18 protein-coding genes are annotated in these 22,710 nt (G+C 51.6%); 14 read left to right on the top strand and 4 right to left on the bottom strand.

Annotation, left to right across the window (positions count from 1 at the left end; genetic code table 11):
* Positions 1-63: 63 nt before the first annotated feature.
* Positions 64-1,647 carry a stage V sporulation protein B gene (gene spoVB / locus A7K91_RS11275; RefSeq protein WP_068682684.1) on the bottom strand — a complete coding sequence of 528 codons (1,584 nt, stop codon included), beginning with the start codon at positions 1,645-1,647 and terminating at the stop codon, positions 64-66.
* 169 nt (positions 1,648-1,816) lie between these two features.
* On the opposite strand from spoVB, the gene A7K91_RS11280 reads away from it, so the two are divergent.
* The 13 genes from A7K91_RS11280 to A7K91_RS11330 all read left to right on the top strand — a co-directional run bounded on the left by A7K91_RS11280 (position 1,817) and on the right by A7K91_RS11330 (position 17,962).
* Entirely contained in the window at positions 1,817-2,059 is a 243-nt protein-coding gene (locus A7K91_RS11280; RefSeq protein ID WP_068682686.1) for a post-transcriptional regulator, read from the top strand.
* Between the two features lie 81 nt (positions 2,060-2,140).
* Entirely contained in the window at positions 2,141-3,382 is a 1,242-nt protein-coding gene (gene secD / locus A7K91_RS26010) for a protein translocase subunit SecD (protein WP_082967388.1), read from the top strand.
* On the top strand, positions 3,372-4,286 hold the full coding sequence (gene secF / locus A7K91_RS26015; RefSeq protein WP_082967389.1) for a protein translocase subunit SecF: 915 nt from the start codon (positions 3,372-3,374) through the stop codon (positions 4,284-4,286). The genes secD and secF overlap by 11 nt, the downstream gene beginning before the upstream one ends.
* Before the next feature lie 21 nt (positions 4,287-4,307).
* Positions 4,308-4,727: a cation transporter dimerization domain-containing protein gene (locus A7K91_RS11290; RefSeq protein ID WP_068682688.1), complete on the top strand. Its 420-nt coding sequence runs from the start codon at positions 4,308-4,310 to the stop codon at positions 4,725-4,727.
* Between the two features lie 35 nt (positions 4,728-4,762).
* Positions 4,763-6,778, top strand: a complete 2,016-nt coding sequence (gene recJ, locus A7K91_RS11295) for a single-stranded-DNA-specific exonuclease RecJ (protein ID WP_082967395.1) — start codon at positions 4,763-4,765, stop codon at positions 6,776-6,778.
* A gap of 845 nt (positions 6,779-7,623) precedes the next feature.
* Entirely contained in the window at positions 7,624-8,154 is a 531-nt protein-coding gene (locus tag A7K91_RS11300; protein WP_068682692.1) for an adenine phosphoribosyltransferase, read from the top strand.
* Between the two features lie 177 nt (positions 8,155-8,331).
* On the top strand, positions 8,332-10,515 hold the full coding sequence (locus tag A7K91_RS11305; protein WP_068682694.1) for a RelA/SpoT family protein: 2,184 nt from the start codon (positions 8,332-8,334) through the stop codon (positions 10,513-10,515).
* Between the two features lie 13 nt (positions 10,516-10,528).
* The gene (gene dtd, locus A7K91_RS11310) at positions 10,529-10,972 is read left to right on the top strand and encodes a D-aminoacyl-tRNA deacylase (RefSeq protein ID WP_068682696.1); all 444 of its coding nucleotides are present in this window, start codon (positions 10,529-10,531) and stop codon (positions 10,970-10,972) included.
* 178 nt (positions 10,973-11,150) lie between these two features.
* Entirely contained in the window at positions 11,151-11,312 is a 162-nt protein-coding gene (locus A7K91_RS26420) for a hypothetical protein (RefSeq protein WP_156739488.1), read from the top strand.
* Positions 11,313-12,608: 1,296 nt separating this feature from the next.
* A complete protein-coding gene (gene hisS, locus A7K91_RS11315) occupies positions 12,609-13,865 on the top strand; it encodes a histidine--tRNA ligase (RefSeq protein WP_068682698.1) in 1,257 nt (418 codons plus the stop codon).
* Positions 13,866-13,893: 28 nt separating this feature from the next.
* Positions 13,894-15,702 carry an aspartate--tRNA ligase gene (gene aspS, locus A7K91_RS11320; RefSeq protein WP_068682700.1) on the top strand — a complete coding sequence of 603 codons (1,809 nt, stop codon included), beginning with the start codon at positions 13,894-13,896 and terminating at the stop codon, positions 15,700-15,702.
* 21 nt (positions 15,703-15,723) lie between these two features.
* Complete coding sequence (locus A7K91_RS11325) at positions 15,724-16,485, top strand: tRNA threonylcarbamoyladenosine dehydratase (RefSeq protein WP_068682702.1); 762 nt, start codon at positions 15,724-15,726, stop codon at positions 16,483-16,485.
* A gap of 163 nt (positions 16,486-16,648) precedes the next feature.
* Positions 16,649-17,962, top strand: coding sequence for a replication-associated recombination protein A (locus A7K91_RS11330; protein ID WP_068682704.1), 1,314 nt, complete (start codon positions 16,649-16,651; stop codon positions 17,960-17,962).
* Between the two features lie 169 nt (positions 17,963-18,131).
* Here A7K91_RS11330 and A7K91_RS11335 read toward each other — a convergent pair whose 3' ends face one another.
* The gene (locus A7K91_RS11335) at positions 18,132-19,220 is read right to left on the bottom strand and encodes a copper resistance D family protein (RefSeq protein WP_068682706.1); all 1,089 of its coding nucleotides are present in this window, start codon (positions 19,218-19,220) and stop codon (positions 18,132-18,134) included.
* Entirely contained in the window at positions 19,217-19,849 is a 633-nt protein-coding gene (locus tag A7K91_RS11340; protein WP_068682708.1) for a copper resistance CopC family protein, read from the bottom strand. The genes A7K91_RS11335 and A7K91_RS11340 overlap by 4 nt, the downstream gene beginning before the upstream one ends.
* 209 nt (positions 19,850-20,058) lie before the next feature.
* Here A7K91_RS11340 and A7K91_RS11345 point away from each other — a divergent pair, with 209 nt between their 5' ends.
* Positions 20,059-21,507, top strand: coding sequence for a hemolysin family protein (locus A7K91_RS11345; RefSeq protein ID WP_082967391.1), 1,449 nt, complete (start codon positions 20,059-20,061; stop codon positions 21,505-21,507).
* A gap of 25 nt (positions 21,508-21,532) precedes the next feature.
* Here the strand turns inward: A7K91_RS11345 and mnmA are convergent, their stop codons facing one another.
* Complete coding sequence (gene mnmA, locus A7K91_RS11350) at positions 21,533-22,660, bottom strand: tRNA 2-thiouridine(34) synthase MnmA (protein ID WP_068682710.1); 1,128 nt, start codon at positions 22,658-22,660, stop codon at positions 21,533-21,535.
* Between the last annotated feature and the right edge of the window lie 50 nt (positions 22,661-22,710).

Genomic DNA, 22,710 nt, shown 5'->3' on the forward strand with positions numbered 1-22,710 from the left:
AACCTTGGGCGAGATGGCGATTTGGCGGCGACGGATGAGCTTATGCGTGCTGGCATTTGTCTTTCAGGATTTAAACAACGTTCCCAGCCAGGGAATCCGGGTTAAATCATGCCTGTCTATGAGCCCCAGAAGCACCATTAACAGCAGGTATAAGACGACTCCGGCAAAGGATGCGGCCAGCAGGGCCAGCCATTCTGCAGAAAGCGGCATAGCGCCCATCAGCCACCGGGAAGCTGCTGCCATAATGAGCATGGACGCCCCGACTTTAATAAAATCGGGAAAAGCCATGCGAAAGCCGATATAGCGCATTACGCTGTAGGCATGCAGCAGGGTAACCAGCACAATGTTGACGCTGATTGCAATAAGCGCCCCGTTAATGCCAAGCTCCGGCTTAGAGGCAAGCTGAATAATGAGCACCAGCTTGACGACGGCTCCGATAAAGGTATTGAGCAAGGCTGCGCCCGGCTTGTCCAAAGCCTGGAGCGCGGCCTGAAGCGGCGCCTGTAGATAAATGAATATCGCAACAGGGGCAAGCAGGCGAAGCATGGAGGCATATTCTCCATGATCATAAATGATTTCGCACAGAGGCGCTGCAAAAATGGCCATCACAACAACAAAGGGCGCTCCGGAAACGAGAGCAATCCGCATGGACTGATGCAGTCGCTTGTGAATAAGCGCGTGATCGCCGCGGGCTGCGGCCTCCGAAAGAGAAGGAACAAGCGAAACGGCCAATGAATACGTCAAAGCGGTAGGCAGCAGCACCAGCGGAATAATCATACCCTGCAGCGCGCCGTATTGTGCGGTGGCCAGTCCCGTTGCAATGCCGGCGATGGCCAGGCTTTTGGCTGTAAAAATGGATTCCAGCAAATAAGAAACCGAACCCACCAGCTTGCTGCCTGTTACGGGAATGGAAAGCCTCAGCAGGCGACGGAGCACAAAGGACGGCGAATAAGCGCGGCTTGCCGATTTTTCTCCATTTGCGCCCGCCGTATTTTCCGTTTGCCGCTCGCCGCTTTTTTTGGCGGATACATATTTCCAGTACAACACAAGCAGCGCCGCTACTTCTCCCGCAACAACGCCAAGCATGGCCCCGGCCGAAGCCCATTCAAGCCCCCTGGGAAGCAGGAGCCAGGCAAAGGCCATGGAACCGATAATCCGCACAACCGTTTCCACGGTTTGCGATACCGCGCTTGGGATCATATTTTGTTTTCCCTGGAAGTAGCCCCGGTAAACAGAGGAAACTCCGACAATAAGGAGCATGGGCGACATCATCAGGAAGGTATAATAAACCCGGGTGTCCGGCATCAGATGGCGGATAATAAACGGAGCAAACAGCAGCATGCCCATTGTCAGCACAACAGCAAGGACGATAGCCAGTCCCATCGCCGTGCGAAAAATGGACTGAACGCGCCGTTTATCTCCCTGCGACTCCGCTTCGGCAATCCATTTGGCCACTGCCAGCGGTATGCCCCCGGTTATAAACGTCAGAAGCACAATCAGAAACGGATAGGAGAGCTGATAGATTCCGACTCCTTCCGCGCCGATGATTCTGGGCAGCGCGATTCGCGGTGCAAAGCCTAGCAGCCGGTTGATGATTCCGGCGGCAAGCAAGATCATAGCGCCTTTAATAAACGATTGCTTTGTCATGGGGGATAACTCATCTCCTTGTCCCGATTCCGTCGCAGACTTGTACTATCACTTTATGCGCGGCGGATGACTTTCCATGTCATCCATTTTTCTCCTTGCCGCTATTGGCAGGAGAATGACGGGTTCGAAGCGAATAGAAGAAAGAGGATGAAACGTAGGGAGGCGAGTCATGACTGAGGAACTGAAATGGGATGCGGAAATAGAGGAGCTTTGTTGCAGCAAGGCAGAGGAATTCCGGATGCTGGGATACGAGCATGTGGCAGGCAAGGACGTTTGGGAGTGCGTCAGCGCCCGCTATGCCAAAACCGGACAGCCTGCTCTGCACAGAATCGTCAATGATATTTTGTCGCTGAAAGCAACGCAGTTTATGAACGCCTTGACGCTAAATGCGATGAAGGGAACCGGATTCTGAGGAAGACGGTTCTTTCTTTTTGACTCGTTTTTGGTGCATCTGTATAATGGGAATATTGAGAACTTAGGAGGGAACAGACATATGTTCGGGAAGAGACTATTTGCCTTCCTCGGTGTAGTGGTAATTTTGTTCGGCGTAATCGCCTGGACAAGCCCTGCGCTTGTGAAAAATGTGAAGTTAGGGCTGGATTTGAAAGGCGGCTTCGAGGTGCTGTATGAAGCTTCGCCATTCGAAGGCGATGCCACGGCCCTGACGCAGGAATCGCTGAAGCAAACGGCTAACAGCCTGCTTAAGCGGATCGACGCAAGCGGCATCGAGGAGCCGGAAATTACTACAGAGGGGACCAACCGCATTCGCGTGCGACTGGCAGGCGTTACCAATGAAGAAGAAGTGCGCGAGCTTTTGGCCAAACCGATCAATTTGACCTTCCGCGCCCCAGACGGTACGGTAAAGCTTGACGGACGGGATTTTGTGGAAAACGGCGCAGGCATCGGACATGATAGTCTGAATAAGCCGATGGTTACCATCGAGCTGAAGGATGCAAGCAAGTTTGAAAAGGTAACAACGGAATTGTTGGGCCAATACCTGGCTATTTATCTCGACGAGGAGGAAATTTCCGCGCCGCAGATTCAGCAGGTTATCGCCAGCAAAAGCGCAACTATTACGCTGGGCCAAAACGGCACCATGCAGGAAGCACGTGAATTGCGCGATCTGATCAACATGGGCGCGCTGCCGCTTAAGCTGACCGAGAAATACGCACAAAGCGTTGGCGCCAAGCTTGGTATGGAATCGCTGAAGGATACCGTTACGGCGGGCATCATCGGCTCCCTGCTTGTTCTTGTATTTATGGTGGTTATTTACCGTTTGCCCGGCGTTGTGGCTGCGGTAACGATTATTTCCTACGCGTGGCTGCTGCTGCTGGTCATGGAGCTGCTGAACACGACGCTTACGCTTCCGGGCATCGCGGCCTTTGTACTCGGCGTCGGTATGGCGGTTGACGCCAATATTATTACGGCGGAGAGAATCAAAGAGGAAATCCGCAGTGGCAAAAGTATGTTTTCATCGCTTAAAACTGGCTCCAAAAACTCGTTCCGTACGATTATGGACGCCAACCTTACCAGCATCATCGCTAGCGTTGTGCTTTATTTTATCGGCGACGGCGCGATCAAGGGCTTTGCGTTAACCCTGATTTTTAGTACGCTCGTCAGCATCTTGACCAATATCTATCTGGCGCGTATTTTGCTGACCCTCCTTGTACGCAACAACAAGCTGCTCAAGCCGGGATATTTTGGCGTAAAGGAGAGTGACGTTCGTGCGCTTTGAGACGAATATCCGTTATGACTTTATTAAAAACAGAGGGAAGTTCTTTTACACCTCCCTTGCATTGACGATAATCGGCATATTGTCGCTAATCTTTTTTCAGCTTAATTTGGGAGTAGACTTTAAAGCAGGCACCAATATGGATGTTTCCACCGAGACGGCCGTTACAAAAGCTGAAGTGGACGGCATATTAAACGACACAGGCTTTTCACATGCGCAAGCGACGATAGGCGGAGACAATAACCGGATAACAATCCGCTTCGACAACGTTTTGGAGCAAAGCGACACCAAAAAGGTCGAGGATGCTTTGACTGCCAAATTCGGGGAAGTGTCCACCGAGGTTCACGTTGTATCGCCTGAAATGGCCCAGGAGCTGGGCATCAAAACCATTTGGGCCATTCTGATCGCAAGCCTTGGCATCATGCTGTATGTTATGATTCGCTTTGAATGGCGTTTTGCATTGGCTGCCAATATATCCATTCTGTATGACAGCTTTTTTGTTATTGCGATGTTTTCCATCTTCAGGCTGGAGGTTGACCTGCCGTTTATCGCTGCGGTATTGACGACGCTGGGCTACTCCATCAATGACAAAATTGTTATTTTTGACCGTGTACGCGAAAATATGAGATTTTCCTCAATCAAAAACGAAAGCCAGCTTGCGGAGCTTGTTAACGCAAGTATTTGGCAAACGATGGCGCGCAACCTGTATACGGTGCTGACCGTTGTCCTGATTACGCTATGTATTTTCTTCTTGGGCAGCCCGTCGATCAAGCTGTTTTCGCTGGCGCTTCTGATTGGTCTCGTGAGCGGCGCTTATTCCACGGTAGCGATTGCCGGTCCGCTCTGGTTTGTATTTAAGCGCAAGCAAAAGGTAAAGCCGAAGGCTGCCAAAACAACGGCGCCTTGATTTCAAGCACAGGAGGTAGCAATGTCAATCGGAAAGCGAGATGAAAGCAGTCGTCCCGCGAGTAGGAAAGGTATATGGGAAGGCGTGCTTGATAGTTTGTTTCGGAGAGTGGGAAAAGGCCGGAAGGAAGCGGAAGCGCAGGAGGAGCCGGCGGAAGAGCTGATGCAGCTTGTCCAGCGCGTCGAAGGCGTTGTAACGGTGCAGTCGCTTAAGGCGAGGGAACAGGGACATTATGTTGTTGCCGAAATTGTCATAAGCGTCAATCCCCGCATTACGGTGCTGGAGGGACAGGAAATCGCAAAAAGGGTCAAGCTGCTGCTCATGCATCGCTTTCTTCATTTGTCCGAGGTTTCGATTTACGTAGAGCCTTATGACCCTGGTTACCCTTACAAATCCAATCATGATCCCAATCAGGAGCAGATGCCGACTCTGCTTCAATAACGACAGGCCATTTGCGCCGCGAAGGGGGAGTCATGGTGATTAACAGAAAAACCCGCTGGGCTATCGCTCCCTGGAATGATAGCGACGAGCGTCTGGCGGTTGAATTGTCGCGGGAGCTTTCGCTCCCGCCTTTGGTGGCCCGTCTGCTGCTGCAAAGGGGCTACCGGGATATCCAGGCAGCGGAAGCGTTTCTGAACGGAGACGCTTCTCTGCTGCATGACCCTTATTTGCTTGACGGTATGAAGGAAGCGGTGGACCGTATTTCCGCCGCAGGAGCAGCGGGTGAGAAAATACGCATCTACGGAGACTATGACGCAGATGGCGTATCCAGCACCTCGCTGCTTTGCCGTGTGTTTCAGCAGTTAAACTATACCTATGATTATTACATTCCCCACCGTTCGCTTGAGGGGTATGGCTTGAACAACAAAGCGATCCAGCAAGCGGCGGAGGAAGGCGTTAAGCTGCTGGTAACGGTGGATACCGGAATCAGCGCTTACGAAGAAGTTGAATTTGCCAAGGCCTGCGGACTGGACGTTGTGGTGACGGATCATCATGAGCCGCCTGAACGTCTGCCTAATGCCTGCGCTGTTGTTAATCCCAAGCAAAAGCATTGCAGCTATCCCTTTAAGGGTCTGGCGGGGGTTGGCGTGGCCTTTAAGCTGGCAACTGCGCTTATGGGCAGGCCTCCGCTGGAGCTATGCGATATTGTGAGCCTGGGAACGATAGCGGACTTAATGCCGCTGCTGGATGAAAACCGTATTTTTGTGCGTTGCGGCCTGCAAAGGATGAAGGAGGAGCCTTCCATCGGCTTTAAGGCGTTGGCAGAAGCTGCCGGCATTGAGCTTCCTGCGCTAACCTCGACAGGAATTGCCTTCGGCATGGCGCCCCGGATTAATGCGGCAGGACGGCTGGATCATGCCAAAAGAGCGGTAGAGCTGCTCATCGCTGACGATTACGATTCCGCTATTCTGGCTGCAATCGGCCTTGACGCCTTGAACAAGGAGCGTCAGCGCATTGTGGAGGAAACCGTCAAGGAAGCGGAGGCCAAATGGGCGGATCGGCAGGAAGTCTGCAGAGCCTCAGGCGAAGAAGAGCCGTCCGTCATTATGCTTGCCGGAGAAGGCTGGAATGTCGGCGTAATCGGGATCGTAGCCTCCAAGCTGCTGGAGCGGCATTACAAGCCGGTTGTTGTGCTGGGCATTGATGCCGAAAGCGGCATGTGCAAGGGCTCGGCACGTTCCATAGAAGGATATGACCTGCATGCGGCGCTGACAGAATGCAGCGAGCTGCTGGACCATTATGGCGGACATCAGGCGGCTGCGGGCATGAGCCTGCATCGCGAGCAGCTGGCAGCCTTCGAGGCAAAGATGTCAGCTTTAGCAAAGTCGTGGGTAACCGAGGAGCAATGGATACCCAAATCGCAAGTGGATCTGGAATGTGAGCTGGAAGAAGCGACGTTATCGACGATTTCCCAATTGGCGCTGCTAGAGCCTTTTGGCATCGCTAATCCTTCGCCCCGGCTGCTGTTCCGCAATGCGGAGGTTGCAGAGAAAAAGGCGATTGGCAAGGAAAGCAAGCATTTAAAGCTTGCGGTGGGCAAAGGGAACCGGCTGCTTGATGTTATTGCATTCGGCAGAGGCGAAGTCGCCCGGCAGCTGCAATATGGCTGTCGAATCGATATGCTTGGCGAGCTCTCCATTAACGAATGGAATGGCTTCCGCAAGCCGCAGCTTCAGCTTCATGACATGCAACTGCAAGAAGAGCTGCCGGAAAGCTTCCCGTCCAGAGAGGCTTTTGGAGCCGTCTACAAGCGGCTTCACGCTATCGGCCGGTCGAAATTACGCGGGCTCCCGGAGCGTCTTGCGGCAGATGCGGGATTAAGCCTCGCTTCGGTGCGTTTTATGCTGGAGGTTTTTCAGGAGCTTGAATTTTTGACGGTGACGGATGGCGTGTTTGCGATGTCAGATTCGCCCCGCAAAAGGGAGCTTTCCACCTCCGCCCGGTATCAGAGCGTCTGGGAAAGCTTTAACGAAAAAGCCGCACCGGTATAATAAGATTGATAATAAAAACACATGTGTTCAAAAAGGCCAAGCCGCTAGGCGTGCTCCGTAATGGGAAGCAGACTTTTTGAACAACCTCATACAATGAAGATTCAAAAAGGCTGGTTTCCAGTACCAAGAAGATGGTATGAAGCTAGAAACTGAGTAGCGGAGCTTAGTGGGAGCTAAGTGAGCAACGGAAGTTTCGGCTGAAAGCCATATTCGCTGCCCGCCATGACGCTAGTCATGTCCCGTAATGGGAAGCGGACTTTTTGAACAACCTCATAAAATAGAAGTTCAAAAAGGCCGGTTTCCAGTACCAAGAAGATGGCTTGAAGCTAGAAATTGAGGACCGGAGCGTAGTAGAAGCTACGTGAGGACCGGAAATTTCGGCTGAAAGCCATATTCGCTGCCCGCCATGACGCTAGTCATGTCCCGTAATGGGAAGCGGACTTTTTGAACAACCTCATAAAATAGAAGTTCAAAAAGGCCGGTTTCCAGTACCAAGAAGATGGCTTGAAGCTAGAAATTGAGGACCGGAGCGTAGTAGAAGCTACGTGAGGACCGGAAATTTCGGCTGAAAGCCATATTCGCTGCCCGCCATGACGCTAGTCATGTCCCGTAATGGGAAGCGGACTTTTTGAACAACCTCATAAAATAGAAGTTCAAAAAGGCCGGTTTCCAGTACCAAGAAGATGGCTTGAAGCTAGAAATTGAGGACCGGAGCGTAGTAGAAGCTACGTGAGGACCGGAAATTTCGGCTGAAAGCCATATTCGCTGCCCGCCATGACGCTAGTCATGTCCCGTAATGGGAAGCGGACTTTTTGAACAACCTCTACCAGGAAGGGTTGACTGTAGTGTCAAATCAAACATACAACTTCAAAGATTATATTCGCGTTATTCCCGATTTCCCGCAGCCCGGCATTCGTTTTAAGGACATCACCACTCTGCTAAAGGATGGGGCTGCATACCGTGCTGTCATTGCGGAAATGCGCGATGCGGTCAAACATTTGAAAATTGACATCGTGGCAGGCCCTGAAGCGCGCGGTTTTGTTGTTGGCGCTCCGCTGGCGCTGGAGCTGGGTGTTGGCTTTGTGCCGATCCGCAAAAGCGGCAAGCTGCCTGGGGAAACAATCACGGCAAGCTATGACCTGGAATATGGCAAAGACGTGCTGGCCATGCATAAGGATGCCATCCAGCCGGGACAGCGCGTGTTGATCGGCGATGATTTGCTTGCGACAGGAGGGACAATCGCCAGCTCCATCAATCTGGTCAAACAGCTGGGCGGAGAAGTGGTAGGCGCAGCCTTCCTGATTGAGCTGCTGTATCTGAACGGCCGCGAGAAGCTTGGCGATATCGACGTATTTTCCATTATGACTTATGAATAAAGAGGCATAAGCCTCATTGCTCCACAACGCGCCTCTAGACGCAGCCGCTATATTGCAGTGGCTCCGGTAGAGGTTTTCTCATATTCTATAAGGATTAAAGTTGACGCGACGGCGTTATTAAAGGCATAATATTAGAAAACTCGGTATCAGACAGAAATGATTGGAAAGGGACGTACCATGGGCATTGAGCAATTACTTGAGAAGGCATCTCTTTATATGAAAGAGCAGGATCTCGAACGGATAAGGGAAGCCTACGATTTCGCTGAGCAAGCCCATCACGGACAAGTGCGCAAATCGGGAGAGCCGTATATCCTGCATCCCGTTACGGTTGCGGATATTTTGCTGGACATGGGCATGGATGTGTTGTCCATTATTGCAGCTCTGCTTCATGATGTCGTTGAGGATACTACGGTTGACCTGGAGACGGTCCGCGCAAAGTTCGGAGAAACCTGTGCGATGCTGGTCGACGGGCTGACAAAGCTGGAAAAAATCCGCTTTTTGTCCAAGGAAGAGCAGCAGAACGAAAATTATCGCAAAATGTTCGTTGCCATGGCGCAGGACATTCGCGTCATTCTGATCAAGCTAGCAGACCGTCTTCATAATATGCGGACGCTAAAATACCAGTCGGAGGAATCGCAGCGCAGAATCGCATATGAAACGCTTGAGATTTTTTGCCCTATCGCGCATCGCCTCGGCATCTCGGCCATCAAGTGGGAGATGGAGGATATCGCGCTTCGTTATTTGAATCCGCAGCAGTATTACCGGATCGCCAATCTGATGAAGAAGAAGCGGGCGGAGCGGGAGCAGTTTATTGATGACGTTATCGGAGCCATCCGCGAAAAGCTCGACGAGATGGGAATTGAAGGCGATATTTCCGGCCGTCCCAAACACCTCTACAGCATTTATAAAAAAATGACGGAGCGCAACAAGCAGTTCAACGAAATTTACGATTTGCTGGCAATCCGGATTCTGGTTGAAAATATTAAGGATTGTTATGCCACTTTAGGCATTATTCATACGCTCTGGAAGCCCATGCCGGGCCGCTTTAAGGATTATATCGCGATGCCGAAGGCTAATATGTACCAGTCGCTTCATACCACGGTAATCGGTCCAAAGGGCGAGCCAACGGAGGTGCAAATCCGCACCTGGGAAATGCATCGCACGGCGGAATACGGCATTGCGGCGCATTGGGCGTACAAGGAAGGCATGATTGTGCCGGATGGCAACTTCGAGGATAAAATGTCATGGTTCCGGGAAATTCTGGAGCTGCAAAATGAAACGCGGGACGCCTCGGAGTTTATGGAATCGCTCAAGATGGACTTTTTTGCCGATCTTGTTTTTGTTTTTACGCCTAGCGGCGAAGTGATCGAGCTGCCTGCGGGTTCGGTTCCGCTTGATTTTGCATACCGCATTCATACGGAGGTGGGCAACCGGACGATTGGAGCCAAGGTAAACGGCAGAATTGTACCGCTGGACCACAAGCTGAAAACCGGCGATATTGTAGAGATTTTAACGTCGAAGCATTCCTACGGTCCAAGCCAGGATTGGATTAAAATCGCCAAGTCCTCCCATGCACGAAGCAAAATCCGCCAATGGTTCAAAAAGGAAAAACGCGAGGAAAATGTAGCGAAAGGCCGGGATTTGCTGGAGCGCGAGCTCAAACGGCTTGGACTGGAGCCGCCGGCTTTTATGTCCGACGACAAGCTGCAGGAGGCCGCAGGCAAGTTTGCTTTCCATGATATTGAGGATATGATGTCGGCTATAGGCTTTGGCGGTATTACGGCTGCGCAGATTTGCACCAAGCTGACCGAAAAGCTGCGGAAGGAGCAGGAGGAAGCCAACCAAATCGAGTTGACGAACGAGAAGAAGGAGCTAAAGGCTGCTTCCTCCAGCAGAAAAAACCGGCCTAATCACGGCGTGACCGTAAAAGGCGTCGATAATTTGCTGGTTCGTTTCTCCCGCTGCTGCAATCCCGTTCCCGGCGATGCTATTGTCGGATATATCACGCGCGGCCGCGGCGTTTCCGTACACCGGATGGATTGCCTCAACATTCCGTTTGGAGCGGAAGGGGAGGATGCGGAGCGCGTCATCGAGGTGGAATGGGAAGATTCCGTGGAAGCCAACTACAGCGTGGACATTGAAATAACGGGGCATGACCGCAGAGGTTTGCTGAATGAGGTGCTGCAGGCCGTGTCCGAGAGTAAAACTAATATTAGCGCTGTAACCGGACGATCCGTCAAAAACAAAATGGCGCTTATTCATATGACGGTGCTGATTCGAAACATCGAGCATCTGTCATCGGTCGTTGAAAAAATAAAACGGGTGCAGGATATCTATTCCGTGCAGCGGATTATGCAATAAGGCAGGGTGAACAGTGAAGGTAGTCGTACAGAGAAGCAAGGCAGCCCGAGTTACGGTAGAAGGGGAAGTCAAAGGCGCTATTTCCTCAGGCCTGGTGCTGCTTGTAGGTATTACGCATGAGGACAGCATGTCCGATGTCAGCTGGATGGCCGATAAAATTGCGGGCTTGCGCATTTTTGAAGACGAAGCCGGCAAAATGAACCATTCCATTATGGATGCCGGAGGCTCCGTATTATCCATTTCGCAATTTACGCTATACGGCGATTGCCGTAAGGGACGCCGCCCCAACTTTATGGCAGCGGCCCGACCGGAAGCGGCCAAGGAGCTGTATGACGCGTTTAACGATGCGCTGAGACGTCTTGGCCTGCATGTGGAATGCGGCGTTTTTGGGGCGATGATGGAGGTTGAGCTGGTCAATGACGGCCCGGTTACTTTAATTGTGGAAAGCGGTGCTTAGGCACAATGTCTGTCAATCAAAAACGACCAAATGAGCAGCCACATAACAACCAATTGGACAGCTATATGAACAACCAATAGGCGTTTTTGACAAGTTCTCATTTTGTGTGCTAAAAAATCCGTTCCTGGCAACAATAAGATCAGCGAGTTCAGCATGCGACTTATTGGGGGAACGGACAATGCGTCAATCCGGCAAGGAACAGGAATGGCAACGATATAGCGGCATGCTTCTGGAGCCTGGAGCGCGCGAGGCGCGTGCTTTGATGCGGGCAGATGCGGAAGCGTCGGAGGAATGGGATGGGTTTAAACCCGGCTCAAACCGCAAAAACGGGCGGGAGTAAACATAAGACACGAGAGATGCCTGAAGGTAAAAGTGATTAAAACGCTTTCTAAACTGTAATATGACTGTAATGATTCCCTAATGTCCCGTTAACAATTTAGGCCTATAATAAATCTCGACCCCCTTTTTTAAAATATAGTTTACTTTTGGGCCCGCATCGTTATGCGGGCTTTTTTCTGTCTTCATCCGGAATTGGCAAACCATCAGTTTCTCACTTTATCGGTAGGGAGGCTTTTCGTCGGGGAAGGAATTTCAGGCAATAGGCGGGTCATGTCTTGGTCATGGTCATGCGGACATAAATGACCGTTAGACCTTCAAATAGGGAGTTTTTCGGGAAATAACGGACATAATTGTCCGCCAGCCCAAATAAAAAGATGGAAATGTGTGAAAAATGCCCTCTTAGGGACAGAAATGTCCTTTAGACTATAAAAGTTCAAGAAAAAATGCTTCTGACGGTCATTTATGTCCGCAAGAGATGTCGGCAAGTACATAAACAAGCCATCAAACGAGTCGTCATCCCAGCAGCCGCCAAACAAGCCATCAAACGAGCCGTCATCCTAGCAGCCGCTAAAACAAGCCCATCAAACAAGTCATGGAGTTGGCTCAGTTACATAGTGTTTGCTGCTATTGCTGACTGATGCTGACAAGCTATTGCTGTTGAGCTAACACTGTCACACTGATACCAACAACTTATTGCCGCTGAGCTAACTACCGTCACACTGATGCTGACAGGCTAATTGCCACAATGCTAATTGCCGTAACGTTAATATGCCACAATAGTGATATGTCGTAACGCCGGTATTCCATCAACTTGGTAATATGTCGTAACGCCGGTATTCCATCAGCTTGGTGATACGTCATCACGCCGGTATTCCGTCAGCTCGGTGAGATATGCCGTCACGTCGGCATGTCGTCACCTTGACAAATTACCATGATGTCGGTAAAATATGAAATCATTATCCATATATCCGATTTGTTGACGGGACAAAGTAATTTTCCGCGGAATACCCAGAGAGGAATGCCTTTGGCTGCAAGCATTCTTATGCCGGTTAAATGAAAGAACCTCCCCGAGAACGGTTTGTGAACAGGGAAGCCATTAGAGTAGGATTCCCACAGTAGCTCTCCGCGGCATGGACGGACGTTAACCGTCTTTAAGCGATACGCCGATACTGTGGCGTTATCGGAATGTGGGTGGTACCACGGGAGATTTTTTCTCTCGTCCCTTCGGCTAAGACCGACGGGGGCGGGAGTTTTTTGTTTTTAGCAAAAAAATGAAGGTTTGACAGGGGGGTAAGCCATGAAGTTTCAAAAGTCGCCAGGCACGCAGGATATTTTGCCGGGAGCGGTTGAGAAATGGCAGTTCGTTGAAGATACGGCGCGTCAGCTATGCCGCCGATATAATTTTCGGGAAATCAGAACGCCGATTTTTGAAGCAACCGAGCTGTTTCAACGCGGCGTAGGCGAAACAACGGATATTGTTGAAAAAGAAATGTACACGTTCACCGATCGCGGCGAGCGCAGCATAACGCTTCGTCCCGAAGGAACAGCCGGCGTTGTCCGTTCTTATGTTGAAAACAAGCTTTATGGAGAACCCGATATTTCCAAGCTTTATTACATCGGTCCCATGTTTCGCTATGAGCGCGCTCAAGCGGGCCGCTACCGCCAATTTCACCAATTTGGCATTGAAGCCATCGGCTCGACCGAGCCATCCCTGGATGTTGAAGTGATTGCGCTGGGATACTCTTTCTACACCGAGGTGGGCTTGAAGGACGTTACCGTCGAAATCAACTCCGTTGGCACGCCGTCGGTGCGCGCCGCTTTTCGTGAAGCTTTGCTGGGATTTCTGGAGCCCAAGCGCAGTCTGCTATGCAAGGATTGCCAATCGCGCATGGACCGCAATCCGCTGCGCGTTCTGGACTGCAAGGTGGATCAGAAGCATTTTGAAGGCGCTCCGTCCATTCTGGACAGCCTTGATGAGGAATGCCGAAGCCACTTTGACAAGGTGAAGCAAGGCTTGTCGGATATGGGTATCCCCTTTACGGTGAATCCTCGTCTGGTTCGCGGACTGGATTATTACACGCATACCGCCTTTGAATACAAGGCCCAAGGAATTGGAGCAATCGACACCATTGGCGGCGGCGGCCGTTATAACGGGCTTGTGTCCGACATTGGCGGTCCAGAGCAGCCGGGCGTCGGCCTGGGGCTTGGACTGGAGCGGACAATCCTGCTGCTGGAGCATCAGCAAGTCGAGGTGCCAGGCAAGCACGGGCTGGATGTTTACGTTGTGGCGCTTGGCGATGCCGCTGACCGCGAGGCTACCCGGCTGGTGTATGAGCTGAGAAGCCGCGGCATCCGCGTTGAACGCGATTACGGCGGCCGCAAGATGAAGGCGCAGCTCAAATCGGCGGATCGGCTTGAGGCCCGCTACACTGCTATTTTGGGCGATGACGAGTTGAATGCTGGCGTTATTGCGCTGAAGGAAATGGCAACCGGCGAGCAAAAATCGGTGCCGATAACGTCTCTTGCAGAGGAACTGCTGCAAGGGCTGAAGTAATCATTTAAACTATGGGAGATGACAGAACATGATGTTGAAAACACATAGCTGCGGAACGTTAACCAAAGCCGATGTTGGACAAACGGTAACACTGAACGGCTGGGTACAGCGCCGGCGCGACCTTGGCGGCGTATTGTTTATTGACCTTCGCGATCGCACGGGCATCGTGCAAATCGTATTTAACCCTGACTTTTCCGGCGACGCTTTGGCTGTTGCCGACCGTGCCCGCAACGAGTTTGTGCTGGCCGTTAAAGGCAGCGTAGTTGAGCGTGATCCCGAAACGTACAATGCAAACCTTGCAACAGGCGAAATTGAAATCCGCGTAACTGAAATCGAAGTGATGAATGCGGCTAAAACGCCTCCGTTCCCGATCGAAGACGGCGTTGAGGTGGATGAGTCGCTTCGCCTGAAATACCGCTATCTGGACCTGCGCCGCCCTGAAATGCAAAAAACATTGCTGCTTCGCTCCAAAGCGGCAAAAATTTTCCGCGATTTTCTGGATGGCGAAGGCTTCCTTGAAGTTGAAACGCCAATTTTGACCAAAAGCTCCCCGGAAGGCGCACGCGATTATTTGGTGCCAAGCCGGGTGCACGAAGGCGAATTTTTTGCCCTGCCGCAATCGCCGCAAATTTTCAAGCAGCTGCTGATGGTAGGCGGCATCGAGCGTTATTATCAAATCGCGCGCTGCTTCCGCGACGAGGATTTGCGCGCCGACCGTCAGCCTGAGTTTACGCAGGTCGACATTGAAACCTCTTTCCTGTCCCAGGATCAACTGCTGGGCATGATGGAGGAGCTGGTGGCCAAGCTGCTGCGCGAAACGTCAAATGTTGAATTGGCGCTTCCATTCCAGCGCATCACTTACGCCGATGCTATGAACAAATACGGCTCCGACAAGCCGGATCTGCGTTTTGGTCTGGAAATTGAAGACATCACTGATATTGTGTCGAGCAGCGACGTAAAAGTATTTGCAAGCGTTGCGGCAAGCGGCGGCGTGGTCAAAGCGCTGAACGCAAAGGGCTGCGCAAGCTGGAGCCGCAAGGAGCTTGACGATCTTCAACCGTTCGCCGCGCGTTACGGCGGCAAAGGCTTGGCCTGGATTACCGTGAAGGACGGCGAATGGCGCGGACCAATCGTCAAATTCCTGAAGGAAGAAGAAATTGCCGCTTTGACGGAGCGCCTTGGCGTTGAAGAAGGCGATTTGCTGACCTTCTCCGCTGACAAACCTAAAGTGGTAGCCGATGTGCTCGGCAACCTTCGTCTGAAGCTGGGCCGCGATTTGAAATTGATTGACGACTCCGTCTTCAAATTCGCCTGGGTTGTGGACTTCCCGCTGCTGGGCTGGGACGAGGAAGAAAAACGTTATGTGGCCGAGCATCATCCGTTCACTCGTCCAAACGAAGACGATCTGCATTATTTTGACACCGATCCCGGCAAAATCAGAGCTCAGGCGTATGACCTGGTGCTGAACGGCTACGAGGTTGGCGGCGGCTCCATGCGGATTTACAAGCGCGACGTGCAGGAAAAAATGTTTACGGCGCTTGGATTTACAAACGAGCTGGCCTATGAGAAGTTTGGCTATCTCATGGATGCGTTTGAATACGGCACGCCTCCGCATGGCGGCATTGCGTTTGGCTTCGACCGTCTGGTCATGCTGCTTGCCGGCCGCACAAACCTGCGTGAAACGATTGCGTTCCCGAAAACAGCCAGCGCTACGGACCTGCTCTGCGATGCGCCTTCCACAGTGGAGCTGTCGCAGCTTGAGCAGCTGCATATCCGTACCGTGCTGAAGCCTAAGCCAGCCCCTGCTGCTGCAGCGGCGGCTGAAGGCGAGAAATAAGCAAGGAGGCGAAAGAAGCGCATGCTGCATCAATTTTCACGCACAGAGCTTGCCATCGGCCCTGAAGGTCTGGAAAAGATGAAGGGCAGCACCGTTGCCGTGCTGGGCATCGGGGGCGTCGGGGGCATTGCCGCGGAGGCGCTGGCCAGAACCGGCATTGGCCGTATCATTTTGATTGATAAAGATGTTGTGGACATTACGAACATCAACCGTCAGATACATGCCCTGACCACAACGGTCGGACAGCCCAAAGCGGATTTAATGCGCGACCGGATCAAGCTGATCAACCCGGAATGCGATGTTGTGGCCTTGCGCATGTTCTATACCGAAGAAACCTACGAGCAAATTTTTCAGTACCCGCTGGATTATGTGGTTGACGCTTCGGATACGATCATCTACAAGGTGCATCTCATCAAGGAATGTCTACACAGAGGCATTCCCATCATTTCCAGCATGGGCGCCGCTAATAAAATGGACCCGTCCCGCTTTAAGGTTGCGGATATTTCCAAGACGCATACGGACCCTATTGCCCGCGTTGTGCGCACCAAGCTGCGCAAAGACGGGATTAAAAAAGGCGTAAAGGTTGTTTTTTCGGATGAAGATCCTATTAAGCCGCGCGAGGACGTAACGCAGCGTATCGTTCCGGAGAACGCTCCCGAAATTCGCAAAGCGAAGCAGCCGCCTGCCAGCAACTCGTTTGTTCCGCCCGTTGCAGGCCTCATTATGGTCAGCGTGGTTGTTAAGGACTTGCTTGAGACCATAAGCGCGGATGGAGATAAATAAATCATAAGCAAACAAACTCAAGCTTTGGAGAGCAGCCTCTATACCCGCAGAAATGCGGGCATGGAGGTTGTCTTTTTATATGCTGTCAAGGAACTGGCGAACACTTGTGCGGATATGCTATGATTCTAGTAATTGAACACAAAAACAAAGGATTGAGCAGGCTATGGATTTGTTTAGCTATCAGGAAGAGCAAGAGGAGCATGCGCCGCGAGCCAGACTGCTTGCTGACCGCATGCGTCCCCAAACGCTGGATGAATATATCGGACAAGAGCATATCGTCGGCCAGGGAAAGCTGCTGAGAAGGGCGATAGAGGGGGATCAGGTTTCCTCCATATTGCTGTACGGCCCGCCGGGCTGCGGAAAAACGACGCTTGCGCACATCATTTCCAAGCGGACGGAAGGGGATTTCGTCAAGCTGAATGCGGTGGACGCCTCCGTCAAGGATGTGCGCGAGGTGATTGAGAGGGCGCGGAGCAATAAAACGCTGTACGGGAAAAAAACGATTTTATTTCTGGACGAGGTGCATCGCTTCAATACGTCCAGACAGGATGCGCTCCTGCCCGCCGTTGAACAAGGCATTATTATTTTTATCGGCGCTACGACTGAAAATCCGTTCCATCATGTCAATGGGGCGCTTCTGTCTCGTTCAACGCTGTTCCAGCTGGAGGCGCTGGAAAAAAGACATGCTCTGGAAGCTATGAAAAGAGCGATGGAGGATGCAGGACGGGGTCTGGGCTTTATGACGCTGCACGCCGACGAGGATGCGCTAGACCATATTGCGTCAATGGCTGGGGGAGATATCAGGCGGGCGCTCAATGCGCTGGAGCTTGCAGCGGTTACAACGCCTTCGGAGCCGGACGGCTCCGTCCGCATCACGCTGGAGGTGGCTCAGGAATCGGTCCGCAAGCCCAGCATCCGCGCCGACCAATCGACTCAATACGATGTATTGTCGGCCTTTCACAAAAGCGTCAGAGGCTCCAGCGATGCCGCATTGTATTGGTTTCTTTACGCTGTAGAGAAGCTTGGCATGGACCCTATGACCTTTATCCGGCGGCTTATCGTGGCCTGCAGCGAGGATATCGGGCTTGCGAATCCTCAAGCGATGATTCAAGCCGTCACCGCGATGGATGCCTATCACAAAATTGGCTGGCCGGAGGCCAAATACAATATCGCCCAGGCGATCTTGTTTGCGGTGGAAAGCCCCAAGTCCAACGCAACGGCCGTCGCCATCGGCAATGTTATGTCGGCGATTGAACGCAATGGAAACGCCGAGGTGCCGCTTCATTTGCGCGATACCCATTATAAGGGCGCTACAAGTCTGGGGCACGGGGGTTATCAATATCCGCATGATTTCCCCAACCATTACGTAAAGCAGCAATATTTGCCGGATACGTTCCGCAATATGACGTTTTATAAGGCAACCGCACAAGGCATGGAGGACAAAATAAAGCAAAACCAGGAGCGGAGATTGCGTTGACCGCTGCCAGCCAGCAAAATGATAAACGAGTCCAATGAAAAACGGCGTTTCACACCTTGCGGAAAGCAAGATGCGAAACGCCGTTTTTGCTTGGGGCTGGCCGAAAAGTCAAGTGAAACAAATAACGATTCAGCAGGGAGGACCGGACGTGAAAGATGATTCCGTAAGGTTATGCGGAAAGGCTGAACATAGCTCCCAGGTAAGCAAAGCCGGCGCATAATACACCCATGGACAAGGCTGACCATGGACGGCTGGAGCGATGGCACCAGATGACGCCGCAAGCCATTAGCAAAGCTGCCGCAAACATGAGCAAGCCTTCAAGCGTCCAGGTAAAGGAAAGGCTCATGTCCGGGCTAAAGGAACCCCGGAACAGGCTGGTAAATAATGACGAAGGAGCTTCATACTGCAGCGTTTCTCTTACAGTATGCGGCGGCGCCTGCTGCCCCAGCGAAGCCGTTGCGGCCAGCACCAGCAAGGCGACAATGCCTTCCGCCTTTATCCAGGGACGAGGCTTGAAGCTGCTGTCTGTTGCTGCTTTGCGCTTATAAAGGAAGCCGTTGGTAAAGGCAAACAGCAGTAGCGGCAGTATTAGCAAATGCTTCATGAGAAGCATTTGTCCGTATGGCAGCATCCAGGAGTTGACATACTGTGGGGTTGTAAAGGTCATCAAGGTAAAGCCCGCAATGAGAGTAAGTAAAACACAAACGATAGCAACAGGCGAAAACCACTTCAGAAAGGCGGCCCAATGGTGGTCGTTTTGCGAAAACCAGCCTGCTACAAATAAAATGCCGATCCAGACGCTAAAGCCCAGAAAATGAGCGCTGTGCACAACAAGCCCCTTGAACGCGCTTAACGAAGAAGCATGACTGGCGTAGCCCAGCCAGATAATAAGCAAAAAAAGAATAAACAATGCAACTTTGGGCATATGCTTATCCTCTCGAAAAGCCTTTAGCGACAACAGGATCGTAAGGCCAAGCGAACCTAGCAGGGTCCAGATCCAGGCTTTGCCCATGCTGACGTCCGCTAATATGCTCCGCAGCATTTCCATATACGAAAGCTCAAACTCGGTCGAAAACCGTAAAGCAAGCTCGTGAATGGGAACAAAGGACAAAACGGGAATCAATAAAGCGCAAGCCGGAAGAAGCCAAGCGGGCGTTTTTATTTCCGGCTTGTTTTTGGCGGGCACAAGCCGGAGAATCAACGTTCCGGTCAACAGGGCGAAGCTGATATAGAGCAAAGCCTCGCTTATATAAATCATGATTTACGTCTCCTTAGTAACAAAACAACGACAGCACAAACGATAATACCGATAATAACAAAGGCGATAATGCTTGCGGTGGAGCTTTTTTCAGGCGAAGCTGCTTTTTCGACGTTATTGTCCGATGGTGAGCCAGCGTTTTCCCCGCTACCTTCGCCGCCATCCGTAGAAGTGTTGTCCGGCGCCGCAGAAGGCTCTGTGGAAGGCACTGTGGACGGCTCTGCTGACGGCTCGCTTGATGGAGCCGCTTCAGGCGTTGCAGTTTCCTCCTGCACAGCAGCATTGACCGTAAAAGCATAGGAGCCGTTGATGGTATGGCCGTCCGCTCCGATGATTGTCCAATCCACCGTATAGGTACCATTGCCGAGCGGCTCCTTCACCTTGCCGGACAATGTGTCGTTATCGACCTCGGTCCGTTCGGTTTCAATCTGCTCTCCATTTTCGTCGAGCAGTTTAAAGCTGCTCAGCTTTTCAATTTTTGTATTAAAGGTCATCTCGATGGCAGACGGAGAGTTGTCCAGGACTGAGTCTGCGGCAGGAACCGATTGTTCCAGACGCGAGTGGGCCAGCGCAGCTCCCGGGAGCAGCAGAAGAAAAACCAGAATAAGCGGTAAAACACGTTTCATCATAATTAAATCCTCCTGAATTGCATTGTGATATTTATTACAGCAACATCTCATGTATTATACCAAAAGTTAGGGATAGCCGCTCCCCAATTGCCTAGTTTATCGGCGCCATAATTGAACAATTCATGAATCTTGGATGGGCCTGCCGGAATAAAAATAGGTAAGGCTGGCATTACATTGCGGAGGGAGGTGCGTCAAGAGTGCTGTAGCATGTGCAACAGCAGCTAATTGAGGCTGTTCCAAGCAAAGACGGACCTCTCATCATTGGCGCTCTTGGCGGATACAAGTTGGATGAATGGGCTGCTGCGTTCTGGATGGTTATGCTGGCGTTTGCCCTGACGGGCGTTAATGCTTTTTTTGCGGCTGTACAAATGTCTTTGACTAAGGCTCGCACATGGTTGCCGAATAGAGAAGAGGCAAGGAACGAAGGGAGCTTGAGGAGCAGGCTGGCTGCAGCAATGGCGGCAAATCAGGAACGATTTATGACCCTTTGCCAATTAGGTGTTTCTTTTTCCTTTCTGTCCGTTGGTTTCCTGTTTACCTGGATCGCCGCTAAGCTGCTGGCGCCGTGGTTTGGCAGCTTTGACCGGGTAAGCGAGGTTTGGATTATGCCGTTGGCTTATACGGGGGCATTTGCTTTGGCCCTGTTCCTTCTGCTTGCAGCAGCGGGACTTGCGCTCAAGCTGGCGGAGCTGCGTCGTCCTGAAGCGGTGCTTCGTTTTGCAGCGTTACCGATGTATGTCGCGATGAAGCTGCTGTCGCCAATCGTGACGCTGCTGCTTTATTTGAACAATGGGCTGCTGCGGATATTTGGCCTGAGCGGTCACCATGGAGCCAAAGCGGCTCAAGCGGAGGTTAACCTGCGCAGTATGCTGGAGGAAGGACGAAGAACCGGCTTTATGGAAGGCGCGGAGCTAGCTGCAATGATGGACAATATTTTTAGCTTCAACGAAAAAACAGCACGGGAAATCATGATTCCCCGCACCGAGATGATATGCTTGAAAGCCGGTTTGTCTTTAAAAGCAAACAAGGCGATCGCCATTCAATATATGCGAACCCGCTATCCCGTCTGCGAAAATGACAAGGATAACATTATCGGATTTGTTCATATCAAGGATTTGCTGAAGGATAATGTACAGCCGACCGACAGCATGAAACCGATGATTCGGCCCGTAACAACGGTGCCGGAGGGAATGCAGATAAGCTCCCTGATGGGGCTGATGCAGAAGACGCGAAGCCAAATCGCGATTTTAATAGATGAGTTTGGAGGCACGTCGGGACTTGTTACGCTGGAGGATATTATGGAGGAGATCGTTGGGGATATTCAAGATGAATTCGATTCCGGGCTTCCCGATATTGTCAAAATGGACAATGGACATTATTCCATCAGCGGCTTGATGCTCATTGAAGAGGTCAACAGCTTTTTCGGGTTGAACATTCCGAGCGATGAATTCGAGACGATTGGGGGCTGGCTCTATCATCAGCTTCCGTCGCCGCCCATGCCTATGCAAAGCTTTATTTTGCAACGGAACTATCAATTTCAAATTCTTGAAACTAAACATCTGCGAATCTCTAGAATTGCAATAGCTAAGCAGGACAATGCCGTATCGCAGGATAAACCTGAGCAAAAAAGACCCACCCGAACGATATCCCGTTCATAATGAGTCTTTTTTCTGAAAGCGCTGATTATCTCACTGGCTCCGCGCTTGCTTTGTGCACGATGTCGATCGTCCCGCCGCCAAGACATTCGTCGCCATTGTAGAATACAACGGCTTGTCCCGGTGTAATTGCTTTTTGGGGATTGGCGAAAACAACACGCGCGGCGCCGTCAGCCTCCATGACAACCTCAACTTCCTGGTCGGGCTGCCGATAGCGGAACTTGGCTGTGCAGACCAGAGATTTGGTATCCTGGCGCGGTACGATCCAGTTCATGCCGGAAGCCGTCAAGCTATGCGAATAAAGGCTGGGATGGCGCTCTCCCTGAACGACGTACAGGATGTTCCGTTCCAGATCCTTATCCGCTACAAACCATGGTTCACCGGAGCCTGTGCCGGAGCCGCCGATGCCCAGACCCTGACGTTGTCCCAATGTATAATACATTAGACCGTCATGGCGTCCCATTTTTTGGCCGGTGGCGATATCAATCATATCACCAGGCTGGGCCGGCAAATAACCGCTCAGAAATTGCTTGAAGTTTCGTTCGCCGATAAAGCAGACGCCCGTGCTGTCTTTTTTCTTCGCGGTATGAAGTCCGGCCTCCTCCGCAATGCGGCGCACCTCGGACTTGGGCAGATGCCCGATTGGGAACATGGCTCTGTTCAACTGCTCCTGGTTCAGCGCGCTCAGGAAATAGGTTTGATCCTTGCCGGAGTCCACGCCTCTCAGAAGCTTGACGGTGCCATCCTCGGAACGTTCAACCCTTGCATAATGCCCCGTTGCCAAATAGTCCGCATTAAGCTCCAGCGCTTTGTTAAGAAAGTCGCCAAACTTGATTTCGCGGTTGCACATAACGTCGGGATTTGGCGTTCTTCCGCGTTTATATTCATCCAGAAAATAAGTGAACACCTTATCGAAATATTGGCGCTCAAAATTGACTGTATAATAAGGAATGCCGATTTTGTCGCAGACGCGCCGCACATCCTCGGAATCCTCCTCTGCTGTACAATGTCCGAATTCATCGGTGTCATCCCAGTTTTTCATAAAAATCCCGATCACATCATAACCCTGCTGCTTAAGCAGCAGCGCTGCAACCGAGGAGTCGACTCCGCCGGACATGCCAACGACGACTCTTGTTTCTGCTATGCTTTTGCTCATTTCCATCACCGCCTTGTTGATTAAAACAGCTATATTGTATCATAGTTGTG

The organism is Paenibacillus oryzae (assembly GCF_001675045.1).
Taxonomy (GTDB): Bacteria; Bacillota; Bacilli; order Paenibacillales; family Paenibacillaceae; genus Pristimantibacillus; species Pristimantibacillus oryzae.

Coding starts and splice junctions, on each gene's coding strand:
- A7K91_RS11280 (WP_068682686.1), top strand. CDS start 1,817: ATGACTGAGGAACTGAAATGGGATGCGGAAATAGAGGAGCTTTGTTGC.
- A7K91_RS11305 (WP_068682694.1), top strand. CDS start 8,332: ATGGGCATTGAGCAATTACTTGAGAAGGCATCTCTTTATATGAAAGAG.
- hisS (WP_068682698.1), top strand. CDS start 12,609: ATGAAGTTTCAAAAGTCGCCAGGCACGCAGGATATTTTGCCGGGAGCG.
- A7K91_RS11330 (WP_068682704.1), top strand. CDS start 16,649: ATGGATTTGTTTAGCTATCAGGAAGAGCAAGAGGAGCATGCGCCGCGA.
- A7K91_RS11290 (WP_068682688.1), top strand. CDS start 4,308: ATGTCAATCGGAAAGCGAGATGAAAGCAGTCGTCCCGCGAGTAGGAAA.
- spoVB (WP_068682684.1), bottom strand. CDS start 1,647: ATGACAAAGCAATCGTTTATTAAAGGCGCTATGATCTTGCTTGCCGCC.
- secD (WP_082967388.1), top strand. CDS start 2,141: ATGTTCGGGAAGAGACTATTTGCCTTCCTCGGTGTAGTGGTAATTTTG.
- mnmA (WP_068682710.1), bottom strand. CDS start 22,660: ATGAGCAAAAGCATAGCAGAAACAAGAGTCGTCGTTGGCATGTCCGGC.
- A7K91_RS11340 (WP_068682708.1), bottom strand. CDS start 19,849: ATGATGAAACGTGTTTTACCGCTTATTCTGGTTTTTCTTCTGCTGCTC.
- A7K91_RS11335 (WP_068682706.1), bottom strand. CDS start 19,220: ATGATTTATATAAGCGAGGCTTTGCTCTATATCAGCTTCGCCCTGTTG.
- A7K91_RS11325 (WP_068682702.1), top strand. CDS start 15,724: ATGCTGCATCAATTTTCACGCACAGAGCTTGCCATCGGCCCTGAAGGT.
- A7K91_RS26420 (WP_156739488.1), top strand. CDS start 11,151: ATGCGTCAATCCGGCAAGGAACAGGAATGGCAACGATATAGCGGCATG.
- aspS (WP_068682700.1), top strand. CDS start 13,894: ATGATGTTGAAAACACATAGCTGCGGAACGTTAACCAAAGCCGATGTT.